Genomic DNA, 19,279 nt, shown 5'->3' with positions numbered 1-19,279 from the left:
CATATCGAACTCGGTAAAACCTAAACAAGGTTCGATTTCTGAGATTTTTTGTATCTTTACCATGTGTTTTTATTTTAGATTACCCCCGTTTTGGCCGTCAAACCGTTTTTTGGGGGGAATGCTTAAAGATACAAAAAAGGCAACTAATTCGCAATGAAGTAGTTGCCTTAAATTTTATTATTTTAGGAATATCCCTAATTAGTGTGTTTATTTACATGGCTACCTGCTGTGACAGCAGTTTTTGAAGTTTACCGTTCAAGGTTTGGCACATAGCGCCGTTTCCCATTGCTTGATAGCGTTTGATACGGTACTGTAACATCATAATCTTTTCATTTGCATTCTTTTTCATAATTTGTTTCCTCTTTTTTGCCCTCCACGTTTTGAAGAGCGGTTTTACATCTTGTTTTCTTTATTAACACTGCAAAGGTACGAAATGTTTTTGGATTATATGCTGTAAAACATAAAAATCTTCTTTATCCTTTAAAAAAACTTTTTATAAGAGGTCCGAACACGGTGGATATTACAAATGCATTACATTTATTTACAGAGAGTTATTCCGTATTCATTATTGCCGACACATTCAATCGGGTAGTCTTTGTCTCGCAAGGGTATACTATCGGTCTTGGCGAGCAACTGATGAAGAACATTCGTGGATTGTAGTCATTATTCTCCGGACGGTAGTTACGTTTCGTTCGTATTCGTCAATATTTACGGTTCCGCCCATAGCCTTCCGGAATACCTGCACATAGTTCTACCCGATTGGCACCTCCTGTCTGAGCTGCCAGGCAACTTTCTACGGAATTGGCACAGACCTCGAATTGATACTCTTTCATAGTTTAATAAGACTACTCACCACAAATTACACAGATTCTCACAGATTAATCATTAAACTATTGTTTTTTAATGAAAATAATCTGTGAGAATCTGTGTAATCTGTGGTGAAATTATTCTCTGTTTTTTTTATTTAGCGAAGCTAACCGCACGTGTCTCACGAATAACGGTGATCTTCACTTGTCCCGGATAAGTCATTTCATCCTGAATCTTCTTGGCGATTTCACCAGACAGGTTTTCAGTCTGTTTGTCGTCAATCTTATCCGCACCTACGATAACGCGAAGTTCACGACCGGCCTGAATAGCATATGTCTTTGTCACACCCGGATAAGACATAGCTAACTGTTCAAGATCGTTCAGACGTTTGATATACGCCTCTACGATTTCACGGCGAGCACCCGGACGTGCACCTGAGATGGCGTCACAAACCTGTACGATAGGAGCGAGTAAACTGGTCATTTCCGTTTCGTCATGGTGGGCACCGATAGCATTGCATATATCCGGTTTCTCCTTATACTTTTCCGCAAGCTTCATACCTAGCAATGCGTGCGGCAATTCTGGCTCTTCGTCGGGCACTTTACCTATATCGTGCAACAAACCTGCGCGTTTAGCTTTCTTCGGGTTCAATCCCAGTTCCGAAGCCATCACTGCACAAAGATTGGCAGTTTCGCGTGCGTGTTGCAAAAGGTTCTGACCGTATGAAGAACGATATTTCATCTTACCTATAATACGGATTAATTCAGGATGCAGACCGTGAATACCTAAGTCGATTGTTGTACGTTTACCGGTTTCGATAATTTCTTCTTCCACTTGTTTGCGTACTTTCGCCACTACCTCTTCGATACGGGCAGGGTGGATACGTCCGTCGGTTACCAACTGATGGAGAGCCAGACGGGCTACTTCACGGCGAACTGGGTCGAAAGCAGAAAGAACAATCGCTTCCGGAGTATCGTCAACAACGATTTCAACACCGGTAGCAGCTTCCAATGCACGGATATTGCGACCTTCACGTCCGATAATACGTCCTTTGATTTCATCCGACTCGATATGGAATACTGTAACGGAATTCTCAATAGCCGTTTCTGTAGCTACCCGTTGGATAGACTGTACTACAATACGTTTCGCTTCCTTGTTAGCAGTCAGTTTCGCATCATCCATGATGTCGTTGATATAGGACTGGGCTTGTGTTTTAGCTTCCTCTTTCAATGATTCCACCAGGCGTTCTTTTGCCTCTTCGGCGGACAATCCGGAGATTGCTTCCAACTTCTCGATTTCCTGCTGTTGCAGTTTGTCAAGCTCTTCTTTTTTCTTGTCTACAATGACAAGTTGCGCTTCCAGATTCTCTTTGACAGCTTCGGCTTCCATCTTCTTGCGTTGAATTTCTTCCTGGCGCTGTCCGAGTACCATTTCGCGTTGTTTCAGCTTGTTTTCCGCTTGCTGAATCTTTTGATTTCTGAGTGCTACCTCTTTTTCTAGATCTGCTTTCTTGTTCAGGAATTTCTCCTTCACTTCCAGTAGCTTGTTCTTCTTAATTACTTCCGCTTCCGTCTCTGCTTCTTTCAGGACATTGTCGTATTTGGACTTTAAAGCATACCTGAACAGTATGTACGAGAGTACTCCACCTACGATGAAGCAAGCAATTGCTGTTGCTATTATTACTATCATTCTACATTTAATTTAAGTATATAAATAAAAACGCACCACCAAATATCTAAGCAAGTTCTTGCTCGGATATTGTGCAGTGCGTGGTTGTTTTCTCTTATCAGCGAATAACCGGATAAAATTTATTCTTTCTTGAAATAATCCTCCAGCAATTCAGTCAGTTCTTTTACCTTTTCCGTATAGGGAGCGGTATCATTACGTTGCAACAATTGCAGTTTCTCTAATGAGAACTGATAGGCTACCATAACTATAATTTTTTCCGGTTCCAAATTCAGATGCCCCCATTTTTCCCGGTACTCACCAAGTATGGTATTAACCTGCTTGGCGGCCGCCCGTACTATCTCCTCATTCTCTGGATTGATAAATACCGGATAACACGCATCTGCCATATGCAGGTTTATTCTTATTATATTATCGCTCATACATCCTTTCTTTCTTATTCATTCAACAAAGCGATGCATTTATCGACTTCACGCACTAATTTTGACAATCGCAGCTTCGTCTCTTTTACGTCGCTGCCGTTAAGGCTGATTGCCGTAGCTGTTTTTAGGTTCGTATAGTTGACTTCCAATTCATCGTATTGAGCCTGTATCTTCTCATTTTTCAGTTTTTCGAAATCAAGAAGCTTTTTCAACTCGACATTTTCACGCTTTAACTCATCATGCAAATAGAGCAAATGCCGTAGCCGCGTTTCAAAGGTATTCAATAACTTTTTTTCTTCTTCTGTCATTACTACACCAAAATTGTACACAAAAATACGATTAACTCTGATATTACAAAAACTTTTCGGGATAAAATGTTCTTTTTAGCTCAAATTAGTTGTATTTCAGCGTTAGGGTGTGAAAGATATAGACTTTGAATGTGTGGTAGTTCGGTGTGACATTTTTGTTTTTATTTTAAGTATTATACGGGGAAAAACAAAAATGTCACATCGCTGCTAATCAATTAATTAGTACCTAAAATAGCCCCCAAATAAGCGAAGTTTACAAAAAACTATAAGAGAATCAGATTTTTTCCGCTAGAAAAGTTGCACTTTATAGTCAATTATTTGAATTTCAGTATTTTAATTGTTCTTTCTGTGCGATTTCGGTTATTTTCTATCTCCGCATATTGTTCCAACTCCTTTGTCGTGATACCTCTTCCCGTGTTCAGTCCCATTTTTTTATATACTTGCTTCAGCATACTTTTCGCTTCCTGAACGGAAAGTTCGGAGCCTATGGGGAAAGTTCGTTGGATAGATATACGCATTTGTGCCGATTTCTTGATGGTGTGTTCGCTGCTTGCGTTCAATGCCGTGCGCAACTTATTCTCGTTATAATCGGATTGGCGGATAAAATCCGCTCCGAAACAGCAGAAACAATCGTATATGTATCTGTCGGCAGTCGAAGTAATCAGGTTGCCTAGCATACGCTGGTAGCGTTTTTGTAACTTTTTGTCAGTTGTCCTGCTCATCTTCTCCATCTCTTCCAGTTTGCGGACGATAAGTTCCGCCCTTTTTTTCTTTGCTAGCCGGTGTTGTATCGCCATGCGTTCATTGTCGGAAACAGGCATTAGACGCTCTTCATGAGAGAAAACAAAATAATCGGTCTGCCGATAGGCATCGCAAAGCAGGTCAGTAGAAGTGTATAGTCGTTTCACCTGTTCCTTTTCGTAAAAGTTGGCAATCAGGAACGGATCCGGTTTGCCTTTGTCGTCCAGATAGGGGAGGTATGAATTTTCTCCGATCGCTTCCTGCAATAGAGTCCGTTCGCCAATATTAGAGGTACGTGCCAGTTGGAATTTCCAATTGTTGTAGACGGTGGAAGCGCCATGAATCCAGTCGTCGATTTCTGTGGATGACATACATTCCAGATCCGGACGGATGGAAGCAATATGTGTCACGCTATTTACTCCGCCACGAAACCGACCGATAATCTGAATCGCTTCGGTAGCAGGATCGATAACCGATTGGGTAGCACCAAACAAATCGCTAATGAAAATCACGTGCGGAGGGTTGGGAGAGATGATATCTACAGCCGAGTAAAACCTTGAGGTGAAGAAGTTGTAACGTTCCAGTTCGGTAATCATCATTGACTTTTTCCGGCGGTTGCCTTTCCAAAGTTTATATTGCCCGTCTTCACTGCAAAAGGTACAGGCGTTGCTCAGTTCCGGAATCAGACGGTAGAAACTGTCTATCGAGTCAATGCTGTTGCAGAAAATGCAGACTGTTCCTCGTTTGGCTTCGATTACTTCCTGCAGTGTCTCCAGCACATTATTTGTAGTAATTAGTTTTAATTTCTGCCGGTATGCATAGTCCGGTTGGATTAGTACCCGTGCGAAGCCATCGAAACGATTGTCTTTTTCGGGAATAATGGGAGTTGCGGAAATCAGCGCCTTATTTTGAAAGAGGAAAAAATCGTTCATCGGTTCACGGATAGAGTCACGGTAGTGTACGTCCTGCACTAATTTCTCACATTCGTCGAATAAAATGAAACATTCCTCGTATATATCTATGCCCACCGTTTGCATCGCCTCTTTTATCTTGGCGAAACCTTCGGGAGTAGTCAGCAGTTTGTAATGCCTGTCGTGGTTATCTTCCAGGAAATCTATAATTTTCCGGACAGTCACTCCTTTGTAGACGGCTAATGCATTCTTATGTTTTTTAGCTTTTGATTCGATGACAGGCACATTAGGCTCGATAATGATTGATTTTCGTGGAGCTATCAGTTCGCAATGCGTAGCACCCAGTCCGGGCAGTAGCTTGTTGATGATACAATTTGTCGGTATAAATTCTTTCCCGGCACGCTTCAACGCATCCGCAAAGTATTCGCCTTTCCGGATGGAGTAAGTTCTGGTGTATTCCATTTTGTTCTAGTATTTGCGTTTGTTGTGTCTTTCGGGATTGTACTTTTCAAATCCGGCCGTTGCTATACGTTTCTTCAGTTGTTTTTCAGCTTTGAATACAACATTCTTTATTTCTATGGATTCCGCCCGATGATTTTCGCCGGGTTGTTTGTCCTTGCAGAAACTGCCGTTCAGTGAGAAACTGCCGAAGTCGTCCAGATTGAGGATGTTTCCGTTTTTCAGAACAGCTTCTATACCTTCCAATACCATAGTAAGATTTTTGTAGGCATCCCCTTTCGATAGATTGTTCTTGTCCGCCAGGTACTCAACGAAGGCTTTGGTGTCCAATGTATCCCATGACAGGAGTTGTACGCGTACGTTCGTTTCTTTGTTACCCGTAAAGGTATCTGCAAAACGGGTTGATTTATAAAGTATGCTCACGAGTGATCGTTTTTTATGGTTACTACTTGTTTGCAGTTGAGTAACTTCCGAGTAGGACAAGTGTAGCTGGAGAGTTGCACAAGTGCGGCTGGATGGTTGCTCAAGTGCAACAGATTAATTCGTGCGGATGATTTTGCTAAAAGATAAGGGGAAGTTATTAATCTGTTCAGTAGAATTTATTAAATCTTCCTTATGAGTCGGTAAAAACATCTTGTCGGTTGCGACGGTACAAAGATAGGACTTTTCTTATTATGTAGGTTACTATTATTCATTATTATATTATATGTAAAATAGATAATATTTTATCTACTTGTGTATCTAGTGTGATTTTCATATCTTTGTCTATATATAGTGAGTAATGGAATGAATTAAAGAATATATGTTGAAAATATTAGTGACCTACGCCGTTCAAGGCGAATTTGTAGAGATAAAATGGCCTGATGTCGAACCGTATTATGTGCGCACAGGCATTGGAAAAGTAAAATCGGCTTTTCATCTGGCAGAAGCAATTCGCCAGGTACAGCCGGATTTGGTGTTGAATATGGGAAGTGCCGGGACAGTCAATCATCAGGTAGGAGATATTTTTGTCTGCCGTAAGTTTGTGGATCGTGATATGCAGAAGATGAAAGAGTTCGGATTGGAGTGCGAGATTGATTCATCGGCTCTGCTCGAAGAAAAAGGTTTCTGTAAGCATTGGACGGAAAACGGGATTTGTAATACCGGAGACGGGTTCCTGACGGAATTAACCCATATAAATGGAGACGTTGTAGATATGGAAGCTTATGCACAGGCATTCGTTTGCCGTTCGAAAGAGATTCCTTTTATTTCCGTGAAATACGTGACAGACATCATCGGTCAGAATTCTGTGAAACATTGGGAAGATAAACTTGCAGATGCACGCCAGGGGCTATCTGATTATTTCAATGTCTTGAAAGAAAGGATATGATAAGTGATTCCTGCGGCAATCAGTCCCAAGAGAACCTTTACCCATATCAGGGGAATCAGGAAGAAAATACAATAAAGCATGGTTCCCCACATTAGTACGAGGGAAACTATCTTGGCGCGGAGAGGAATCGCTTTGTTTTCACGGTAGTTGCGGATATAAGGACCAAAATAACGATGATTGAGCAGCCAGTTATAGAGACGAAACGACCCTTTGAAATAAAGGGCTGCAGTAAGTAGCAGGAAAGGCGTGGTAGGCAATAGCGGCAGAAAAATGCCGAGAATGCCGAGTGCCAGGGAAATCGTTCCTATAACAATATATAGAGTCTTCATGCGGCAAAGATAGTGTAAAAAAGGGATTCTGCAATATCATAAAAGTATATGTGCGGTGGCGAACATTTTTTCCTCCGGCCTTGTTGTAATAATACTGCTCAATTGGATAAACAATGCAGTGGAAGAAGCTTAATTATTACATGATATATTATGAAAGTAGGTTTGTTTATTCCTTGTTATATCAATGCTATATATCCCAATGTGGGAGTGGCATCGTATAAGCTATTAAAAAGTCTGGGAGTAGACGTCGATTATCCGTTAGATCAGACTTGTTGCGGACAACCGATGGCGAATGCCGGTTTTGAAGATGAATCAATGAAGCTGGCACTCCGTTTTGATGACTTGTTTCAACAATATGACTACATTGTCGGTCCCTCCGCCAGTTGTGTCGCTTTTGTGAAAGAGAATCATCCGGGTATTTTAGAGAAAGAAGGTCATGTCTGTCAAAGTGCGGGAAAGATTTATGACCTTTGCGATTTCATCCACGATGTGATCAAACCCACGAAACTGCCTGCACGCTTTCCGCACAAAGTCAGTATTCACAACAGTTGTCACGGTGTGCGTGAATTGTTCAACTCCGCCCCCAGCGAATTAAATATCCCTTATTACAATAAATTACGTGATTTGCTCAATCTGGTAGAAGGAATCGAGGTATTCGAACCCAGCCACATTGACGAGTGCTGCGGTTTTGGCGGAATGTTTGCCGTAGAAGAGCAGGCTGTTTCCGTATGTATGGGACGCGATAAGGTGAAAGACCACATGGCTACCGGAGCCGAGTATATTGTCGGAGCGGACAGTTCCTGCCTAATGCATATGCAAGGCGTTATCAAACGGGAACATCTGCCCATTCAGATTATCCATATTGTAGAAATTCTAGCATCGCAATCATGAGTACAAAACATTCAAAGGCTGCCGAGAAGTTCTTGCGGGACAGCAAGATGGCAGCATGGCATAACGAAACCCTTTGGATGGTCCGTGCCAAGAGGGATAAGATGAGTAAGGAAGTTCCCGAGTGGGAAGAGTTGCGCAACAAGGCCTGTGAACTGAAACTATATTCCAACAGCCATCTCGAAGAGCTCCTGCTGGAGTTTGAAAAGAATGCTACCGCCAATGGCGCTATCGTGCATTGGGCGAAAGACGCTGATGAATATTGTGCCATTGTGTACGAGATACTGAATGAACATAATGTGCATCATTTTATCAAAAGTAAATCCATGCTCGCAGAGGAATGTGGGTTGAATCCTTTCCTGATGGAGCGTGGTATCGATGTCGTGGAGTCCGATTTGGGCGAGCGTATTCTGCAATTGATGCATCTCGAACCGAGTCATATCGTGTTGCCTGCCATCCACATCAAACGGGAACAGGTGGGTGAACTTTTTGAGAAAGAGATGGGAACGGAAAAAGGTAACTTTGATCCTACTTATCTGACTCATGCCGCCCGTAAGAACCTGCGTCATCTTTTTCTGAATGCTGAAGCTGCCATGACTGGCGCTAACTTTGCCGTAGCTTCGACCGGTGATATCGTGGTGTGTACCAATGAAGGAAATGCCGATATGGGAACTTCATATCCGAAGTTGAATATTGCTGCTTTCGGTATGGAAAAGATTGTGCCGGACCTGGAGGCGTTGGGGGTATTTACCCGTTTACTGGCACGTTCGGCTACCGGACAACCGGTTACAACCTACACTTCCCATTACCGTCGCCCTCGCGAAGGAGGTGAATATCACATCATTATTGTGGACAATGGCCGGAGTGCATTGCTGTCCAAGACCGACCATATCAAGACACTGAATTGTATTCGTTGCGGTGCGTGTATGAATACTTGTCCCGTATATCGTCGAAGCGGTGGATACTCTTATACTTATTTTATTCCCGGTCCTATCGGGATCAATCTGGGTATGGCCCATGATCCGGAGAAATATTATGATAATCTTTCTGCCTGCTCTCTGTGTATGTCCTGCTCTGATGTCTGTCCGGTGAAAGTGGATCTTGCCGAACAGATTTATAAGTGGCGTCAGGATTTGGACGGACTGGGCAAGGCGAATACGGGAAAGAAGATCATGTCCGGTGGAATGAAGTTCCTGATGGAGCGTCCGGCATTGTTCAATGCTGCTTTGTGGGCGGCTCCGATGATAAACAGCCTGCCACGATTTATGAAATACAATGATTTCAATGATTGGGGAAAGGGACGCGAGTTGCCGGAATTTGCCAAAGAATCGTTTAATGAGATGTGGAAGAAGAACAAAGTGCAGGGAAAGGAGGAATCTAAATGAGCAGTAGAGAAGAAATATTAGCCAGTATCCGCAAAAATATGCAAGTTCGTTATGATAAGCCGGATATTGCGGATATGAAACGGTTGTCATATCCCGATAAAATAGAACAGTTTTGTGCTATCAGCCGTGCGGTGGGAGGTATGGCTGTTGTATTGGGTGAGGGAGAAGATGTGAATGCGGTGATTCGCCGGACCTATCCGGAGGCTATGCGCATTGCTTCCGTGTTGCCGGATATTTCGTGCGCGACGTTCAATCCCGATAATCTGGATGACCCGAAAGAGTTGGATGGCACGGATGTGGCTGTGGTGAAAGGAGAAATCGGAGTTGCTGAGAACGGGGCTGTATGGATTCCGCAAACAGTAAAGTATAAAGCTGTTTATTTCATTTCAGAGAAGTTGGTTATTTTGCTCGACCGAAATAAAATAGTAGATACGATGTATGACGCTTACCGTGAATTGGACGGGCAGGAATATAAATTCGGCACGTTTATTTCCGGTCCTTCAAAGACTGCTGATATCGAACAGGCTTTGGTGATGGGAGCACATGGAGCAAGGGACGTATTGGTGATATTGATGTAGTTGTTAAATGTAAATGATATGTATGCCAATAAAGTAAAGAAAATAGCTGCCATTCATGACCTTTCGGGGATGGGACGCGTATCTCTCACGGTCGTTATCCCTATTCTTTCATCTATGGGCTTTCAAGTCTGTCCGTTGCCTACGGCTGTGCTTTCCAATCACACGCAATATCCCGGTTTCTCTTTTCTCGATCTGACGGACGAAATGCCGAAGATTATTGCCGAATGGAAAAAACTGGAAGTGCAGTTCGATGCTATCTATACGGGATATTTGGGCTCTCCGAAGCAGATTCAGATCGTTTCCGATTTTATCAGGGACTTCCGGCAGCCGGATAGTTTAATCGTGGCTGATCCCGTGTTGGGAGATAACGGTCGGTTGTACGCTAATTTTGATGGGGAGATGGTGAAGGAGATGCGTCACTTGATTACAAAAGCGGATGTAGTTACCCCGAATTTGACAGAACTGTTTTATCTGTTGGACAAGCCTTATAAAGCGGACAATACAGATGAGGAGTTGAAAGAATATCTTCGGCTCTTGTCTGATAAAGGTCCTGATGTGGTTATCATAACTAGTGTTCCCGTACATGGTGAACCTCATAAAACTTCTGTTTATGCTTATAACCGTCAGGGAAACCGTTATTGGAAGGTGACTTGTCCTTATCTGCCTGCCCATTATCCGGGTACAGGGGATACTTTTACAAGTGTTATCACGGGGTCTTTGATGCAGGGTGACAGTTTGCCAATGGCGTTGGACCGTGCCACGCAGTTTATTCTACAGGGTATTCGCGCTACTTTCGGATATGAGTATGATAACCGCGAGGGTATTTTGTTGGAAAAAGTACTCCATAATCTGGATATGCCGATACAAATGGCCAGTTATGAACTGATTTAATATTTAACACTCGTAAGCTTTTGTTTTTCAGGTATTTCTTTTATTTTTGCGGTTGTTGAATTAATCTGAAATAATTGTATCTAATGACTCAAACACTGAAAACGACTGAACGGCTTGGAGTAGTGGACGCTCTGCGTGGGTTCGCTTTGTTAGCTATTGTATTATTACATAATCTGGAGCATTACAATCTGTTTTTTATGCCGGAGAATGTACCCGCATGGTTGCAAACAATTGATAAGTATGCATGGGATACTATATTTTTCTTGTTTGCGGGAAAGGCTTATGCGACTTTCTCATTGTTGTTCGGGTTTAGCTTTTATATTCAGTTTCACAATGCGGAGAAACGGGGAATCGATTTCAGGGGACGATTTGCATGGCGGATGTGCCTGCTTCTCCTGTTTGCACAGTTGCACGCATTGTTCTATAACGGTGATATTCTTTTGCTATATGCAGTAGTCGGGTTTGCACTGATTCCGGTTTGTAAGTTGAAGGATAAGACGGTTTTCTGGATTGCTTTGATTCTGCTTTTACAGCCATACGAGTGGGGACGTGCCATCTATGCGCTGATAAATCCGGATTATGTGGCGGTGACCGGTCATTTTATTCCTTATGCTATGCGTGCTGAGGCAGCGACAGCCAACGGCAGTTTCTTTGATGTATTACAGTCTAATATCATTGACGGACAGTTGTATAGCAATATCTGGCAGGTGGAAAATGGACGCTTGTTCCAGACGGCTGCTCTGTTCATGTTCGGGATGTTGTTGGGACGCCGGAAATATTTGATAAAGAGTGAAGAGTCCGTACGTTTCTGGAAAAGAATGTTGATAGGTGCTGTCATTGCCTTCATTCCTCTCTATTGCCTTAGAATTTTTGTTCCGGATTTTATTACGGATTCCTCCGCACTGATTCCTTATAATATAGCTGTTCCGTCTTATGCTAATTTTGCGTTCATGGTGATTCTTGTTTCTCTCTTCACCCTGCTTTGGTTTAAGAAAGAGACAGGATATAGCTGGCAAAGCCTGCTGATTCCTTACGGGCGCATGAGTCTGACGAATTATATTTCCCAATCTGTTATGGGAGTCACTATCTATTATGGATTCGGGTTGTCTATGTACAAATATGCCGGAGCAACGGCAAGCCTGCTTATTGCATTGCTTATCTTTACCGTTCAGTTGGTCTTCAGCCGTTGGTGGCTTGTTCGACACAGGCAAGGACCACTTGAATTCTTATGGCGCAAGGGTACCTGGATTTAGTGGTTTGCGTTAATCGAATTTGACGGTTACCTCCGCCTGCTTGTTCCCGTATGTCCAGTCCGGTCCTTCCTGAACCAGACGGATTGCCTCTTTGTCGGAAGATTCGCAGAGACTCTTCTTTACTTTAATGTGGAAAGGCCGTCCGTCCCTATTGACCAGAAAGGTCAATACTACTTTTCCTTTCACTTGTGCGCACGTTTCGTCCGTTGGGCGGACCAGATTCTTTTTCAGATATTTCAGATATTTACGTTTTCCGTCAACGGGTTGCGGAGTGTTATCTTTATTTGCCTTTTTATTGACTCCGTGTCCCACTACCACCACTTCGCTGAGTCCTTTTTGGTCTTCGTTCATGGCAATGAGCATTGTCCGGCTGGTATCTACCGGAACTTCTACCGGGTCATATCCGATATACTGTGCTGTCAACTGCTTGTTCTCTGCTTTTTTGAGTAATGAAAATTCTCCATTCACATCTGTAACGGTTCCGATATTCGTTCCTTTGTACATTACGCTGGCGCCGATAAGCGGTTCCCCTTTTTGGTCGGTCACTTTTCCTTTGATTATATCATTGGTGGGAATAACTGCCATTTTAGCTATTCTCATCTTTTTGACGGATTCGGGATCAGAAGCTCCTGTTGTCATTATTACTTCTTCGTCTGTTGCTGCAACCATTTGATCCGAAGTTTCCTCCTCCATAGGCATTGTTGTAATGGGAGCACTTGGAGGCTTGGAAATGGTAGTCCGGCTTTTGGCGATGATATCTTTCTTATCCGCTTGTTTCATGGAAACTGGGGAAATAGGAGTGGAATCCGTCTTTGTCTTTGTGGGAACTAGTGCGATTTCCTTTTGTGGAATTATCGGAATGACAGGCTCTGGTGTCTCTTTCGGAAACAGGAAATAACTGCTGATTCCGAATCCGATCACCAGACAGGCGGCAACACTCCAAATGATAGCGTAGGTATTTCTTTTCTTTGTAGAACGGGCAGAGATTTGTATCCGCAGTTGCTCAATCCGTTGTTCGTGATTTCCCTCCACTTGGTTGTATCCATCTATCGCATCAGCCAGGAAAGGGTCTTTCATCGACTCTTTTTCCAACCGATGTGCTTCTTTTCCTTTGCGGAGTCCTTGTATGTAGTCCGATAGTCTCATAGGGTTTGTTTCTTGATACAGATTTTTAAGTTTCGCTTTCCGTTCTGGATATAGCTTTTTACATTATTCAGAGTAAATCCGGTCTGCTCGACAATATCCGCATACGACATTTCCTCTAAAAAGAAACGTGTAATGCTCGTCCGTTGTTCTTCGGGCAACTTTTCGAGACAGTGATGTAATGCTTTTAACTGGTCTTCCGAACTTTCCTCTTCACTTAATAGATGCAGAAATTCATCGGATTCCATAATATTAATGGTGTAATCTAACGGAATTTCTTTATTCTCCTTCCGCAGAAGTTGCAAGCAATGATTTTTTGCCACCCGGTAGAGCCAGGGCTTGAACACTTTGATCTCATAATTTCCCAGCTTAGGCAATAAATCTTCAAACAACTGCATGACCGCTTCCTGTGCCCGGTCTTCGTCTTGCAGATATTTCAGGCACAGTCCATACAGTAACGGGATATAGCGGTTGTATAATTCACCGAAATATTCCGTATCACCGGACTGAGCGTAGTGTGTGAGTAGCTCCTCGTCCGATAGTTTGGATATGGTTCTTTTAAAAAACAATGCCTATTCTTCTTCGTCGTCAATAATGACTTGATATTTTTCTTTCATTATTTCAAAATCATCTGCAATCTGTTCCAATATTTCATGTATATCCGTGCTCTTTACCAATGTGGGCATACCGTAATAGATAGATGCTTTATATGGCAACAGTATCATTTTGCCTTTGGGCAGAGAACGTCCCATGCCGGTCATGAATACGGGAATATATTTTACTTCAGGTCGCAGAGACAGGATACGGGCTATGCCGGATTTAATTTTTCCCATCTGTTCCGGCTTTCCTCTGGTTCCTTCGGGAAAAAGAATCAGTGAATATCCTGCATCGATGGCTTCAAGCATTTTGCGGATCGGGTCATGTTCCGAATCTTTTTCTCCTTTCCTTCTGATTAGCAGTGTGTTGATGAAATAGTTACTTATGGAAGCCTGAAAGCGGTTTTTACCAAAATAATCTTCTGCTGCTACAGGTTTGACTTTCCATAAAAGTTTTCCGGGCAGAGAAGATAATAAACTTAAAGTGTCCAAATGGCTGTTGTGGTTGGCAAGAATGATGAACTGCTTTTCTTTCTTGAGGAATCGGCAATCGGTGAACTGAACTCCTACGATCAGTTTCAAGAACCATTGGCATATACCTTTATATATAATCTGCATGATAGCAGCTTGCATGAATCTCTTTTCCATTTTAATATGCAATGTAATAAACTAAATGAAAAAAGACGGGAGCGGTGTAGGACAGAGAGTCTATCCGGTCGAATACTCCTCCATGACCGGGAATACTGTTCCCCATATCCTTAATTCCTTTATCCCTTTTGATGGCGGAGATGACTACGTCCCCCGAGAATCCGGCAATGGCAATAAGAGCGCTTACCAGAAGAACGTTAGGAGCGGAGAGGGGAGTCAGGAAACCGAGAAAGTAACCAATGACGGTAGTGCTGATTACACCACCTAAAAATCCTTCCCATGTCTTGTTCGGACTTACTTTCGGAAGTATCTTATGCCGTCCGAGAAGTTTACCCCAGATAAATTGCATTATATCGTTGATTTCCGTAAGGAATACAAGGAACAATAACAGGCCTCGTCCTCCCGCATTGAATCCCGGCAGTTCGGGAAGTGACAGGAGATAAGCGAGGTGGCTGATACCGAATACCGAAAGCATTAGGATCCACTGCAACAGAGCCATCGACTTGGTAATTCCGTGAGTGTCTTCTTTTAAAACCAGTCGTAAGGGTAATACGAGAAACATAACTACCGGGATGAAGATGATGAATGCTCCATACCAGGCAAGGTAAGCAAGGTAATATTGAATGGGAATGGCCAGTATCCCCCAGAATAATGCTCCACGATCTGCCTCTCTGAATCCCAACACCGAATACAGTTCTCTGAAAGCAATGAAAGAGAGAAAGGCAAGGAAGAAATAAGAAATGTTATAGCTGATAAATACAGCGCCGATAAACATGCCCGCCATGATCCACCATGAACGTGTGCGGGCGGAGAGTTCGCTGATATTTGTTTTTGGAAAGATCTTCTTTACAAAAAAAAGAATAAGGCTTGCCGTAATGAGCAGTCCGATGATGAGCGAAATGACGATAATCAGTTCATCACTTAGCGTAGGAAATATGGTATCCAGTAGTTCTTTCATTTTATTTCATTGTTTGTTGTGTGTGACATGAGGTACAGACGGTGTATCAGTGTTGCGACAAGGCCGACATTTATAATTATCAGGGCTATGAGACATACCATCCGGTCGTATCCTGCGTGAATGGTGCAGGTGGCTACTACAAAGGCAAGCGTGAGCAATGCCATGCGGTGTTGCTTGGCCATCGGACCGTTAAAGAAATGCTGGTGCGTTTTGTAGGCTCCTATCCAGCGGAAATAAGCTGTCATAACGGCAAGAAGGGCCGCTAGCCATCCCAGTTCAATACCGAATCCACCTGCTATATATCCGATGGGAATGATGAACAAAGCATCAGCAAAGCGGTCGGGCATATCATTGTAGAGATCTCCGTTGGCACTTTTCTTCCCTCCTTCAATAGCTACCATCCCATCGAACAGGTTGCAGAGTAACCGCGACTGCATGCAAACGATGAACAGAATGTAGGCTACATACTTGTTAAAACCGGGATCAATGACTGTGCCGATCAACAGAAGGCATCCCACCATAGCGAAGAATATGCTCATCATGGAAATTTGATTGGGAGTGATACCCCAACGAGTTAGTTTGCGGGCGATAATAGTGGCCCAGACCGTGTTTCGTGAGGCTATTTCCCGCCTTCCATCAACTTCGTTTTTCATATTTATGATATGTTTATGTTTGGCAAATATACATATCATATTAAGAGTTACAAAGGAATAAGTAGGAATTTTTAAGTGACTTTTTTCCGCTCGGGTAAAAAAAGTTCAGGCAAATTATGGAATCTGTGTGAAATCTGCATCTCTATAGTAAAAGCGATGAATAGTAACATTTTAAAATAATGAAGTTATGAGAACAAACCAATTCAGAGCAATCATGCTCGTACTGCTGATGGCAGTTATTTGCTTAGGAACAATGAATGCGCAAACTATTACCGTGACCGGTATTGTGACGGACGCAGCGGATGGAACTTCGATTACCGGTTGTTCGGTAGTGAATAACCGTTCCAAAAGTGGGGCAATCACAGATGTGAACGGTCGTTATTCCATTCAGGCCCAAAAAGGGGACGTATTGTTATTCCGGTTTATCGGGTATAAAGAAGAAAAAAGAGTGGTTAAGTCGGCCAAACTGGATGTTAAAATGAAGACTGATGATGTGGCGTTGGAGGAGTGTGTCGTAGTGGGATACGGTACAATGAAAACAAAGGCAATGACCGGTGCGTATGTAGCGGTGTGTCCGACTGCCATGTATGATATGGATACGAGAATGAATACGGAAGAGTATGACCGGATTCAGGAGAATGGTTTCAAAAGTGTAGCCGATACTCCGCTTTCTACTTTCTCTATTGATGTGGACCCTGCTTCTTATAGCAATATGCGTCGTTTTATCAATAGAGGAGAATTGCCTCCTGCCGATGCAATCCGTACGGAAGAATTAGTGAATTACTTTTCTTACGACTATCCGAAACCAACGGGCAACGATCCTGTGAAGATAACTGTGGAAGCCGGAACTTGTACTTGGAATACAGCTCATCGGCTTGTTCGTATCGGATTGAAAGCTAAAGAAATTCCGACGGAGCAGTTGCCGGCGTCCAATCTTGTATTCTTGATTGATATTTCCGGTTCTATGTGGGGGGCTAATCGGTTGGATTTGGTAAAGTCATCGCTCAAACTATTGGTGAATAATCTGCGGAATAAAGATAAGGTGGCAATCGTGACTTATGCAGGCAGTGCCGGTGTGAAGCTGGAAGCTACTTCGGGCGGTGATAAACAGAAGATCCGTGAAGCGATAGATGAACTGACCGCAGGCGGATCTACTGCAGGAGGCGCGGGCATTCATTTGGCGTATCAAATAGCTAAAAAGAACTTTATCTCTGATGGCAATAACCGTATCATACTTTGTTCCGATGGTGATTTCAACGTCGGTGTTTCTTCCGCCGAAGGATTGGAACAATTGATAGAAAAAGAACGGAAAAGTGGCGTACACCTTACTGTACTAGGCTATGGAATGGGTAACTACAAAGATAAGAAAATTCAAGTATTGGCTGAAAAAGGAAATGGGAATCATGCCTATATAGATAATTTGCAGGAAGCCAATCGTGTTTTAGTAGGCGAATTTGGTGCTACATTGCATACTGTGGCAAAAGATGTCAAACTGCAAGTGGAATTTAATCCTTCTCAAGTCCAGGCATATCGTCTGATTGGTTACGAAAGCCGTCTGCTGAAAGACGAAGATTTTAATAATGATGCGAAAGATGCCGGAGATATGGGAGCAGGACATACGGTAACAGCTTTTTATGAAGTGATTCCCGCAGGTGTGAAGAATGAATATGTAGGTAAAGTAGACGACTTGAAATACCAAAAGAAAGAAAAAATGACGCTGAAACCGACCGGATCTGATGAACTCCTTACTGTGAAATTGCGTTACAAAGCTCCGGATAAGGATGTCAGCAGGAAAATGGAACTTCCTTTTGTAGATAACAAAGGAGATAGTGTTTCTTCCGACTTCCGTTTCGCTTCGGCAGTAGCCATGTTCGGACAGTTGCTTCGTGATTCTGACTTTAAAGGAACTGCCGATTATGACAAAGTCATTAAGCTAGCTAAACAGGGGGTGAATAATGATGAAAGAGGATATCGAAGAGAGTTTATCCGACTGGTTGAGGCTGCTAAAGGATTGGAAAAGACGAGTAAGAATTAGTATAAGAGAGAGTTTTCAAACTGAGCCGAGAGTAGTAACTTATCTGTGAGGCAATAATAAGAAAACCGCAAATGGCTTGACGACTATTTGCGGTTTTCTTATTGCACGGGAGGAGAGGCTCGAACTCCCGACACCCGGTTTTGGAGACCGGTGCTCTACCAACTGAGCTACTCCCGTGTTTGCGGCTGCAAAGGTAGTAGAAACTTCTGAATCTCCAAACATTCGGGTAAATAAGTTTTGAACTATTTTAATTTTTCCCATTCGTCGGGCTTGAAACCGACCAATACCAAACTGTCTGTTACTACTAGAGGACGTTTCACCAACTTACCGTTTGTTGCCAACAGTTCTATTTGTTCCTCTTCGCTCATGCTTGGCAACTTCTCACTCAGTTTCAGCTCTTTATAAACGAGTCCGCTAGTGTTGAAGAATTTCTTTATAGGCAGACCGCTACGGGGAATCCATGCTTTTAGCTCTTCTACTGTAGGATTTTCTTCTACAATCAACCGGTTTGTATACTCAATGTTATTTTCTGTTAACCACTTTTTGGCTTTTTGGCATGTGCTGCATGCCGGGTACTGCAAAAATAAAGGTATCATACTCATTTCTAATTTATTATTTGATATTTGTTGTTTCACATTTAGGGTAGTAACTGTAAATCCTGATACATGATTCGATAGGCAGCCGCTTTCTTATCCAATGCCAATGGGTATGCTCGCGATGATGAAGGCATACGATACAGCCTTATTGCGCGTTTCTCAAAAACAAACTCCGAATAATCGCCGACTTTCGGTTCTTCTACATCCAATTGTTGCCGGAGTGTGTCAGTAGCTTTCTGACCGGTAGTAACGATGGCCTTACATTCGGGAAGCCGACGAAGCATTGCGGGAATATCGGTGGCTTCCACAACCTCCAGAAACTTATCGGACGCATTGTCTTGTAGTCGGCGAACGGATGAGGCCGTATCGAACAGTGCAATTCCTTTCTCATTTAGAAAGTCTATAATCCGTTCACGGCAAAACGCTTTCCGTGTAGGATTTAGAAAGTAGTCTTTGTCATTAAAAAACAACACACCGAAAATGCGCCACATATCATTATTCAGGTTCGGGTAATAGAAATCCATGGACCAACGCTTTTTCTGCGGTGGAAAACTTCCCAGCATTAACAGTTTGGCTTTTGCCGGAAGAAATGGTTCTAGTGGATGTTTCTCGATTTCCATCAT

The 19,279-nt window shown here is 42.9% G+C and carries 22 protein-coding genes, 1 tRNA gene and 2 pseudogenes; 8 read left to right on the top strand and 17 right to left on the bottom strand.

The annotated features are described in order from the left end of the window. Together BACFIN_RS23845 and BACFIN_RS22930 are read right to left on the bottom strand one after the other, a co-directional pair. Nucleotides 1–63: pseudogene (locus BACFIN_RS23845) on the bottom strand (transposase); the annotation flags it as partial. Nucleotides 64–211: 148 nt separating this feature from the next. After that, nucleotides 212–349 carry a hypothetical protein gene (locus tag BACFIN_RS22930; RefSeq protein WP_004301914.1) on the bottom strand — a complete coding sequence of 46 codons (138 nt, stop codon included), beginning with the start codon at nucleotides 347–349 and terminating at the stop codon, nucleotides 212–214. Between the two features lie 164 nt (nucleotides 350–513). On the opposite strand from BACFIN_RS22930, the gene BACFIN_RS22570 reads away from it, so the two are divergent. Then, nucleotides 514–660 (top strand): hypothetical protein, encoded by a 147-nt coding sequence (locus tag BACFIN_RS22570; protein WP_007750610.1) that lies wholly within the window; start codon nucleotides 514–516, stop codon nucleotides 658–660. 65 nt (nucleotides 661–725) lie between these two features. On the opposite strand, the pseudogene BACFIN_RS21580 reads toward BACFIN_RS22570, so the two are convergent. The 6 genes and pseudogenes from BACFIN_RS21580 to BACFIN_RS14320 form a co-directional block, all read right to left on the bottom strand. Then, a pseudogene (locus tag BACFIN_RS21580) lies at nucleotides 726–833 on the bottom strand (copper homeostasis protein CutC); the annotation flags it as partial. Between the two features lie 127 nt (nucleotides 834–960). Beyond that, nucleotides 961–2,496 (bottom strand): ribonuclease Y, encoded by a 1,536-nt coding sequence (gene rny / locus BACFIN_RS14300; RefSeq protein ID WP_007750606.1) that lies wholly within the window; start codon nucleotides 2,494–2,496, stop codon nucleotides 961–963. 119 nt (nucleotides 2,497–2,615) lie between these two features. Continuing rightward, nucleotides 2,616–2,915: a cell division protein ZapA gene (locus tag BACFIN_RS14305; protein WP_007750604.1), complete on the bottom strand. Its 300-nt coding sequence runs from the start codon at nucleotides 2,913–2,915 to the stop codon at nucleotides 2,616–2,618. 14 nt (nucleotides 2,916–2,929) lie between these two features. Then, nucleotides 2,930–3,223 (bottom strand): hypothetical protein, encoded by a 294-nt coding sequence (locus BACFIN_RS14310; RefSeq protein ID WP_007750603.1) that lies wholly within the window; start codon nucleotides 3,221–3,223, stop codon nucleotides 2,930–2,932. 314 nt (nucleotides 3,224–3,537) lie between these two features. Then, entirely contained in the window at nucleotides 3,538–5,337 is a 1,800-nt protein-coding gene (locus tag BACFIN_RS14315; protein ID WP_007750597.1) for a hypothetical protein, read from the bottom strand. A gap of 6 nt (nucleotides 5,338–5,343) precedes the next feature. After that, nucleotides 5,344–5,757 carry an HU family DNA-binding protein gene (locus tag BACFIN_RS14320; RefSeq protein ID WP_007750595.1) on the bottom strand — a complete coding sequence of 138 codons (414 nt, stop codon included), beginning with the start codon at nucleotides 5,755–5,757 and terminating at the stop codon, nucleotides 5,344–5,346. A gap of 379 nt (nucleotides 5,758–6,136) precedes the next feature. Between BACFIN_RS14320 and BACFIN_RS14325 the strand changes: the two genes are divergently transcribed. Continuing rightward, entirely contained in the window at nucleotides 6,137–6,703 is a 567-nt protein-coding gene (locus BACFIN_RS14325) for a 5'-methylthioadenosine/S-adenosylhomocysteine nucleosidase family protein (RefSeq protein ID WP_007750594.1), read from the top strand. Here BACFIN_RS14325 and BACFIN_RS14330 read toward each other — a convergent pair. Continuing rightward, on the bottom strand, nucleotides 6,673–7,032 hold the full coding sequence (locus BACFIN_RS14330) for a YbaN family protein (protein WP_007750587.1): 360 nt from the start codon (nucleotides 7,030–7,032) through the stop codon (nucleotides 6,673–6,675). The genes BACFIN_RS14325 and BACFIN_RS14330 overlap by 31 nt on opposite strands. A 150-nt stretch (nucleotides 7,033–7,182) precedes the next feature. Here BACFIN_RS14330 and BACFIN_RS14335 point away from each other — a divergent pair, with 150 nt between their 5' ends. From BACFIN_RS14335 to BACFIN_RS14355, 5 genes are all read left to right on the top strand, one after another. Further along, nucleotides 7,183–7,923, top strand: coding sequence for a (Fe-S)-binding protein (locus tag BACFIN_RS14335; protein WP_007750584.1), 741 nt, complete (start codon nucleotides 7,183–7,185; stop codon nucleotides 7,921–7,923). Then, entirely contained in the window at nucleotides 7,920–9,305 is a 1,386-nt protein-coding gene (locus BACFIN_RS14340) for a lactate utilization protein B (RefSeq protein WP_007750582.1), read from the top strand. The genes BACFIN_RS14335 and BACFIN_RS14340 overlap by 4 nt, the downstream gene beginning before the upstream one ends. Continuing rightward, nucleotides 9,302–9,883 carry a LutC/YkgG family protein gene (locus BACFIN_RS14345; protein WP_007750580.1) on the top strand — a complete coding sequence of 194 codons (582 nt, stop codon included), beginning with the start codon at nucleotides 9,302–9,304 and terminating at the stop codon, nucleotides 9,881–9,883. The genes BACFIN_RS14340 and BACFIN_RS14345 overlap by 4 nt, the downstream gene beginning before the upstream one ends. Before the next feature lie 18 nt (nucleotides 9,884–9,901). Next, nucleotides 9,902–10,774, top strand: coding sequence for a pyridoxamine kinase (locus tag BACFIN_RS14350; protein WP_007750577.1), 873 nt, complete (start codon nucleotides 9,902–9,904; stop codon nucleotides 10,772–10,774). An 83-nt stretch (nucleotides 10,775–10,857) separates the two neighbouring features. Next, on the top strand, nucleotides 10,858–12,027 hold the full coding sequence (locus tag BACFIN_RS14355; protein ID WP_007750574.1) for a DUF418 domain-containing protein: 1,170 nt from the start codon (nucleotides 10,858–10,860) through the stop codon (nucleotides 12,025–12,027). Nucleotides 12,028–12,036: 9 nt separating this feature from the next. Here BACFIN_RS14355 and BACFIN_RS14360 read toward each other — a convergent pair whose 3' ends face one another. From BACFIN_RS14360 to BACFIN_RS14380, 5 genes are read right to left on the bottom strand one after another with little or no spacing between them, the layout of a single operon-like run. Next, complete coding sequence (locus tag BACFIN_RS14360) at nucleotides 12,037–13,173, bottom strand: energy transducer TonB (RefSeq protein WP_007750572.1); 1,137 nt, start codon at nucleotides 13,171–13,173, stop codon at nucleotides 12,037–12,039. Continuing rightward, nucleotides 13,170–13,739 (bottom strand): RNA polymerase sigma factor, encoded by a 570-nt coding sequence (locus BACFIN_RS14365; protein ID WP_007750567.1) that lies wholly within the window; start codon nucleotides 13,737–13,739, stop codon nucleotides 13,170–13,172. The genes BACFIN_RS14360 and BACFIN_RS14365 overlap by 4 nt, the downstream gene beginning before the upstream one ends. A gap of 3 nt (nucleotides 13,740–13,742) precedes the next feature. After that, the gene (locus tag BACFIN_RS14370; protein ID WP_022275454.1) at nucleotides 13,743–14,399 is read right to left on the bottom strand and encodes a lysophospholipid acyltransferase family protein; all 657 of its coding nucleotides are present in this window, start codon (nucleotides 14,397–14,399) and stop codon (nucleotides 13,743–13,745) included. Between the two features lie 16 nt (nucleotides 14,400–14,415). Further along, entirely contained in the window at nucleotides 14,416–15,372 is a 957-nt protein-coding gene (locus BACFIN_RS14375) for a phosphatidate cytidylyltransferase (RefSeq protein ID WP_007750563.1), read from the bottom strand. Next, entirely contained in the window at nucleotides 15,369–16,025 is a 657-nt protein-coding gene (locus tag BACFIN_RS14380; RefSeq protein ID WP_032839379.1) for a CDP-alcohol phosphatidyltransferase family protein, read from the bottom strand. The genes BACFIN_RS14375 and BACFIN_RS14380 overlap by 4 nt, the downstream gene beginning before the upstream one ends. Before the next feature lie 187 nt (nucleotides 16,026–16,212). On the opposite strand from BACFIN_RS14380, the gene BACFIN_RS14385 reads away from it, so the two are divergent. Then, the gene (locus tag BACFIN_RS14385; RefSeq protein ID WP_007750555.1) at nucleotides 16,213–18,060 is read left to right on the top strand and encodes a vWA domain-containing protein; all 1,848 of its coding nucleotides are present in this window, start codon (nucleotides 16,213–16,215) and stop codon (nucleotides 18,058–18,060) included. Between the two features lie 104 nt (nucleotides 18,061–18,164). On the opposite strand, the gene BACFIN_RS14390 is transcribed toward BACFIN_RS14385, so the two are convergent. From BACFIN_RS14390 to BACFIN_RS14400, 3 genes are all read right to left on the bottom strand, one after another. Beyond that, nucleotides 18,165–18,237: transfer RNA gene (locus BACFIN_RS14390), tRNA-Trp, on the bottom strand. Between the two features lie 65 nt (nucleotides 18,238–18,302). After that, on the bottom strand, nucleotides 18,303–18,656 hold the full coding sequence (locus BACFIN_RS14395; RefSeq protein WP_022275450.1) for an arsenate reductase family protein: 354 nt from the start codon (nucleotides 18,654–18,656) through the stop codon (nucleotides 18,303–18,305). Between the two features lie 41 nt (nucleotides 18,657–18,697). Further along, nucleotides 18,698–19,276, bottom strand: coding sequence for a uracil-DNA glycosylase family protein (locus BACFIN_RS14400; protein WP_022275449.1), 579 nt, complete (start codon nucleotides 19,274–19,276; stop codon nucleotides 18,698–18,700). Nucleotides 19,277–19,279 lie beyond the last annotated feature (3 nt).

Source organism: Bacteroides finegoldii DSM 17565 (assembly GCF_000156195.1).
In the GTDB taxonomy this organism is placed as follows: Bacteria; Bacteroidota; Bacteroidia; order Bacteroidales; family Bacteroidaceae; genus Bacteroides; species Bacteroides finegoldii.
This window is presented reverse-complemented; position numbering and strand designations above follow the sequence as displayed.

What these genes read in the sequence shown, in the direction of transcription:
- BACFIN_RS22930 (WP_004301914.1), bottom strand. Translation starts at nt 349, where the DNA reads ATGAAAAAGAATGCAAATGAAAAGATTATGATGTTACAGTACCGTATC.
- rny (WP_007750606.1), bottom strand. Translation starts at nt 2,496, where the DNA reads ATGATAGTAATAATAGCAACAGCAATTGCTTGCTTCATCGTAGGTGGA.
- BACFIN_RS14305 (WP_007750604.1), bottom strand. Translation starts at nt 2,915, where the DNA reads ATGAGCGATAATATAATAAGAATAAACCTGCATATGGCAGATGCGTGT.
- BACFIN_RS14310 (WP_007750603.1), bottom strand. Translation starts at nt 3,223, where the DNA reads ATGACAGAAGAAGAAAAAAAGTTATTGAATACCTTTGAAACGCGGCTA.
- BACFIN_RS14315 (WP_007750597.1), bottom strand. Translation starts at nt 5,337, where the DNA reads ATGGAATACACCAGAACTTACTCCATCCGGAAAGGCGAATACTTTGCG.
- BACFIN_RS14325 (WP_007750594.1), top strand. Translation starts at nt 6,137, where the DNA reads ATGTTGAAAATATTAGTGACCTACGCCGTTCAAGGCGAATTTGTAGAG.
- BACFIN_RS14330 (WP_007750587.1), bottom strand. Translation starts at nt 7,032, where the DNA reads ATGAAGACTCTATATATTGTTATAGGAACGATTTCCCTGGCACTCGGC.
- BACFIN_RS14335 (WP_007750584.1), top strand. Translation starts at nt 7,183, where the DNA reads ATGAAAGTAGGTTTGTTTATTCCTTGTTATATCAATGCTATATATCCC.
- BACFIN_RS14340 (WP_007750582.1), top strand. Translation starts at nt 7,920, where the DNA reads ATGAGTACAAAACATTCAAAGGCTGCCGAGAAGTTCTTGCGGGACAGC.
- BACFIN_RS14345 (WP_007750580.1), top strand. Translation starts at nt 9,302, where the DNA reads ATGAGCAGTAGAGAAGAAATATTAGCCAGTATCCGCAAAAATATGCAA.
- BACFIN_RS14350 (WP_007750577.1), top strand. Translation starts at nt 9,902, where the DNA reads ATGTATGCCAATAAAGTAAAGAAAATAGCTGCCATTCATGACCTTTCG.
- BACFIN_RS14355 (WP_007750574.1), top strand. Translation starts at nt 10,858, where the DNA reads ATGACTCAAACACTGAAAACGACTGAACGGCTTGGAGTAGTGGACGCT.
- BACFIN_RS14360 (WP_007750572.1), bottom strand. Translation starts at nt 13,173, where the DNA reads ATGAGACTATCGGACTACATACAAGGACTCCGCAAAGGAAAAGAAGCA.
- BACFIN_RS14370 (WP_022275454.1), bottom strand. Translation starts at nt 14,399, where the DNA reads ATGCAAGCTGCTATCATGCAGATTATATATAAAGGTATATGCCAATGG.
- BACFIN_RS14375 (WP_007750563.1), bottom strand. Translation starts at nt 15,372, where the DNA reads ATGAAAGAACTACTGGATACCATATTTCCTACGCTAAGTGATGAACTG.
- BACFIN_RS14380 (WP_032839379.1), bottom strand. Translation starts at nt 16,025, where the DNA reads ATGAAAAACGAAGTTGATGGAAGGCGGGAAATAGCCTCACGAAACACG.
- BACFIN_RS14385 (WP_007750555.1), top strand. Translation starts at nt 16,213, where the DNA reads ATGAGAACAAACCAATTCAGAGCAATCATGCTCGTACTGCTGATGGCA.
- BACFIN_RS14395 (WP_022275450.1), bottom strand. Translation starts at nt 18,656, where the DNA reads ATGATACCTTTATTTTTGCAGTACCCGGCATGCAGCACATGCCAAAAA.
- BACFIN_RS14400 (WP_022275449.1), bottom strand. Translation starts at nt 19,276, where the DNA reads ATGGAAATCGAGAAACATCCACTAGAACCATTTCTTCCGGCAAAAGCC.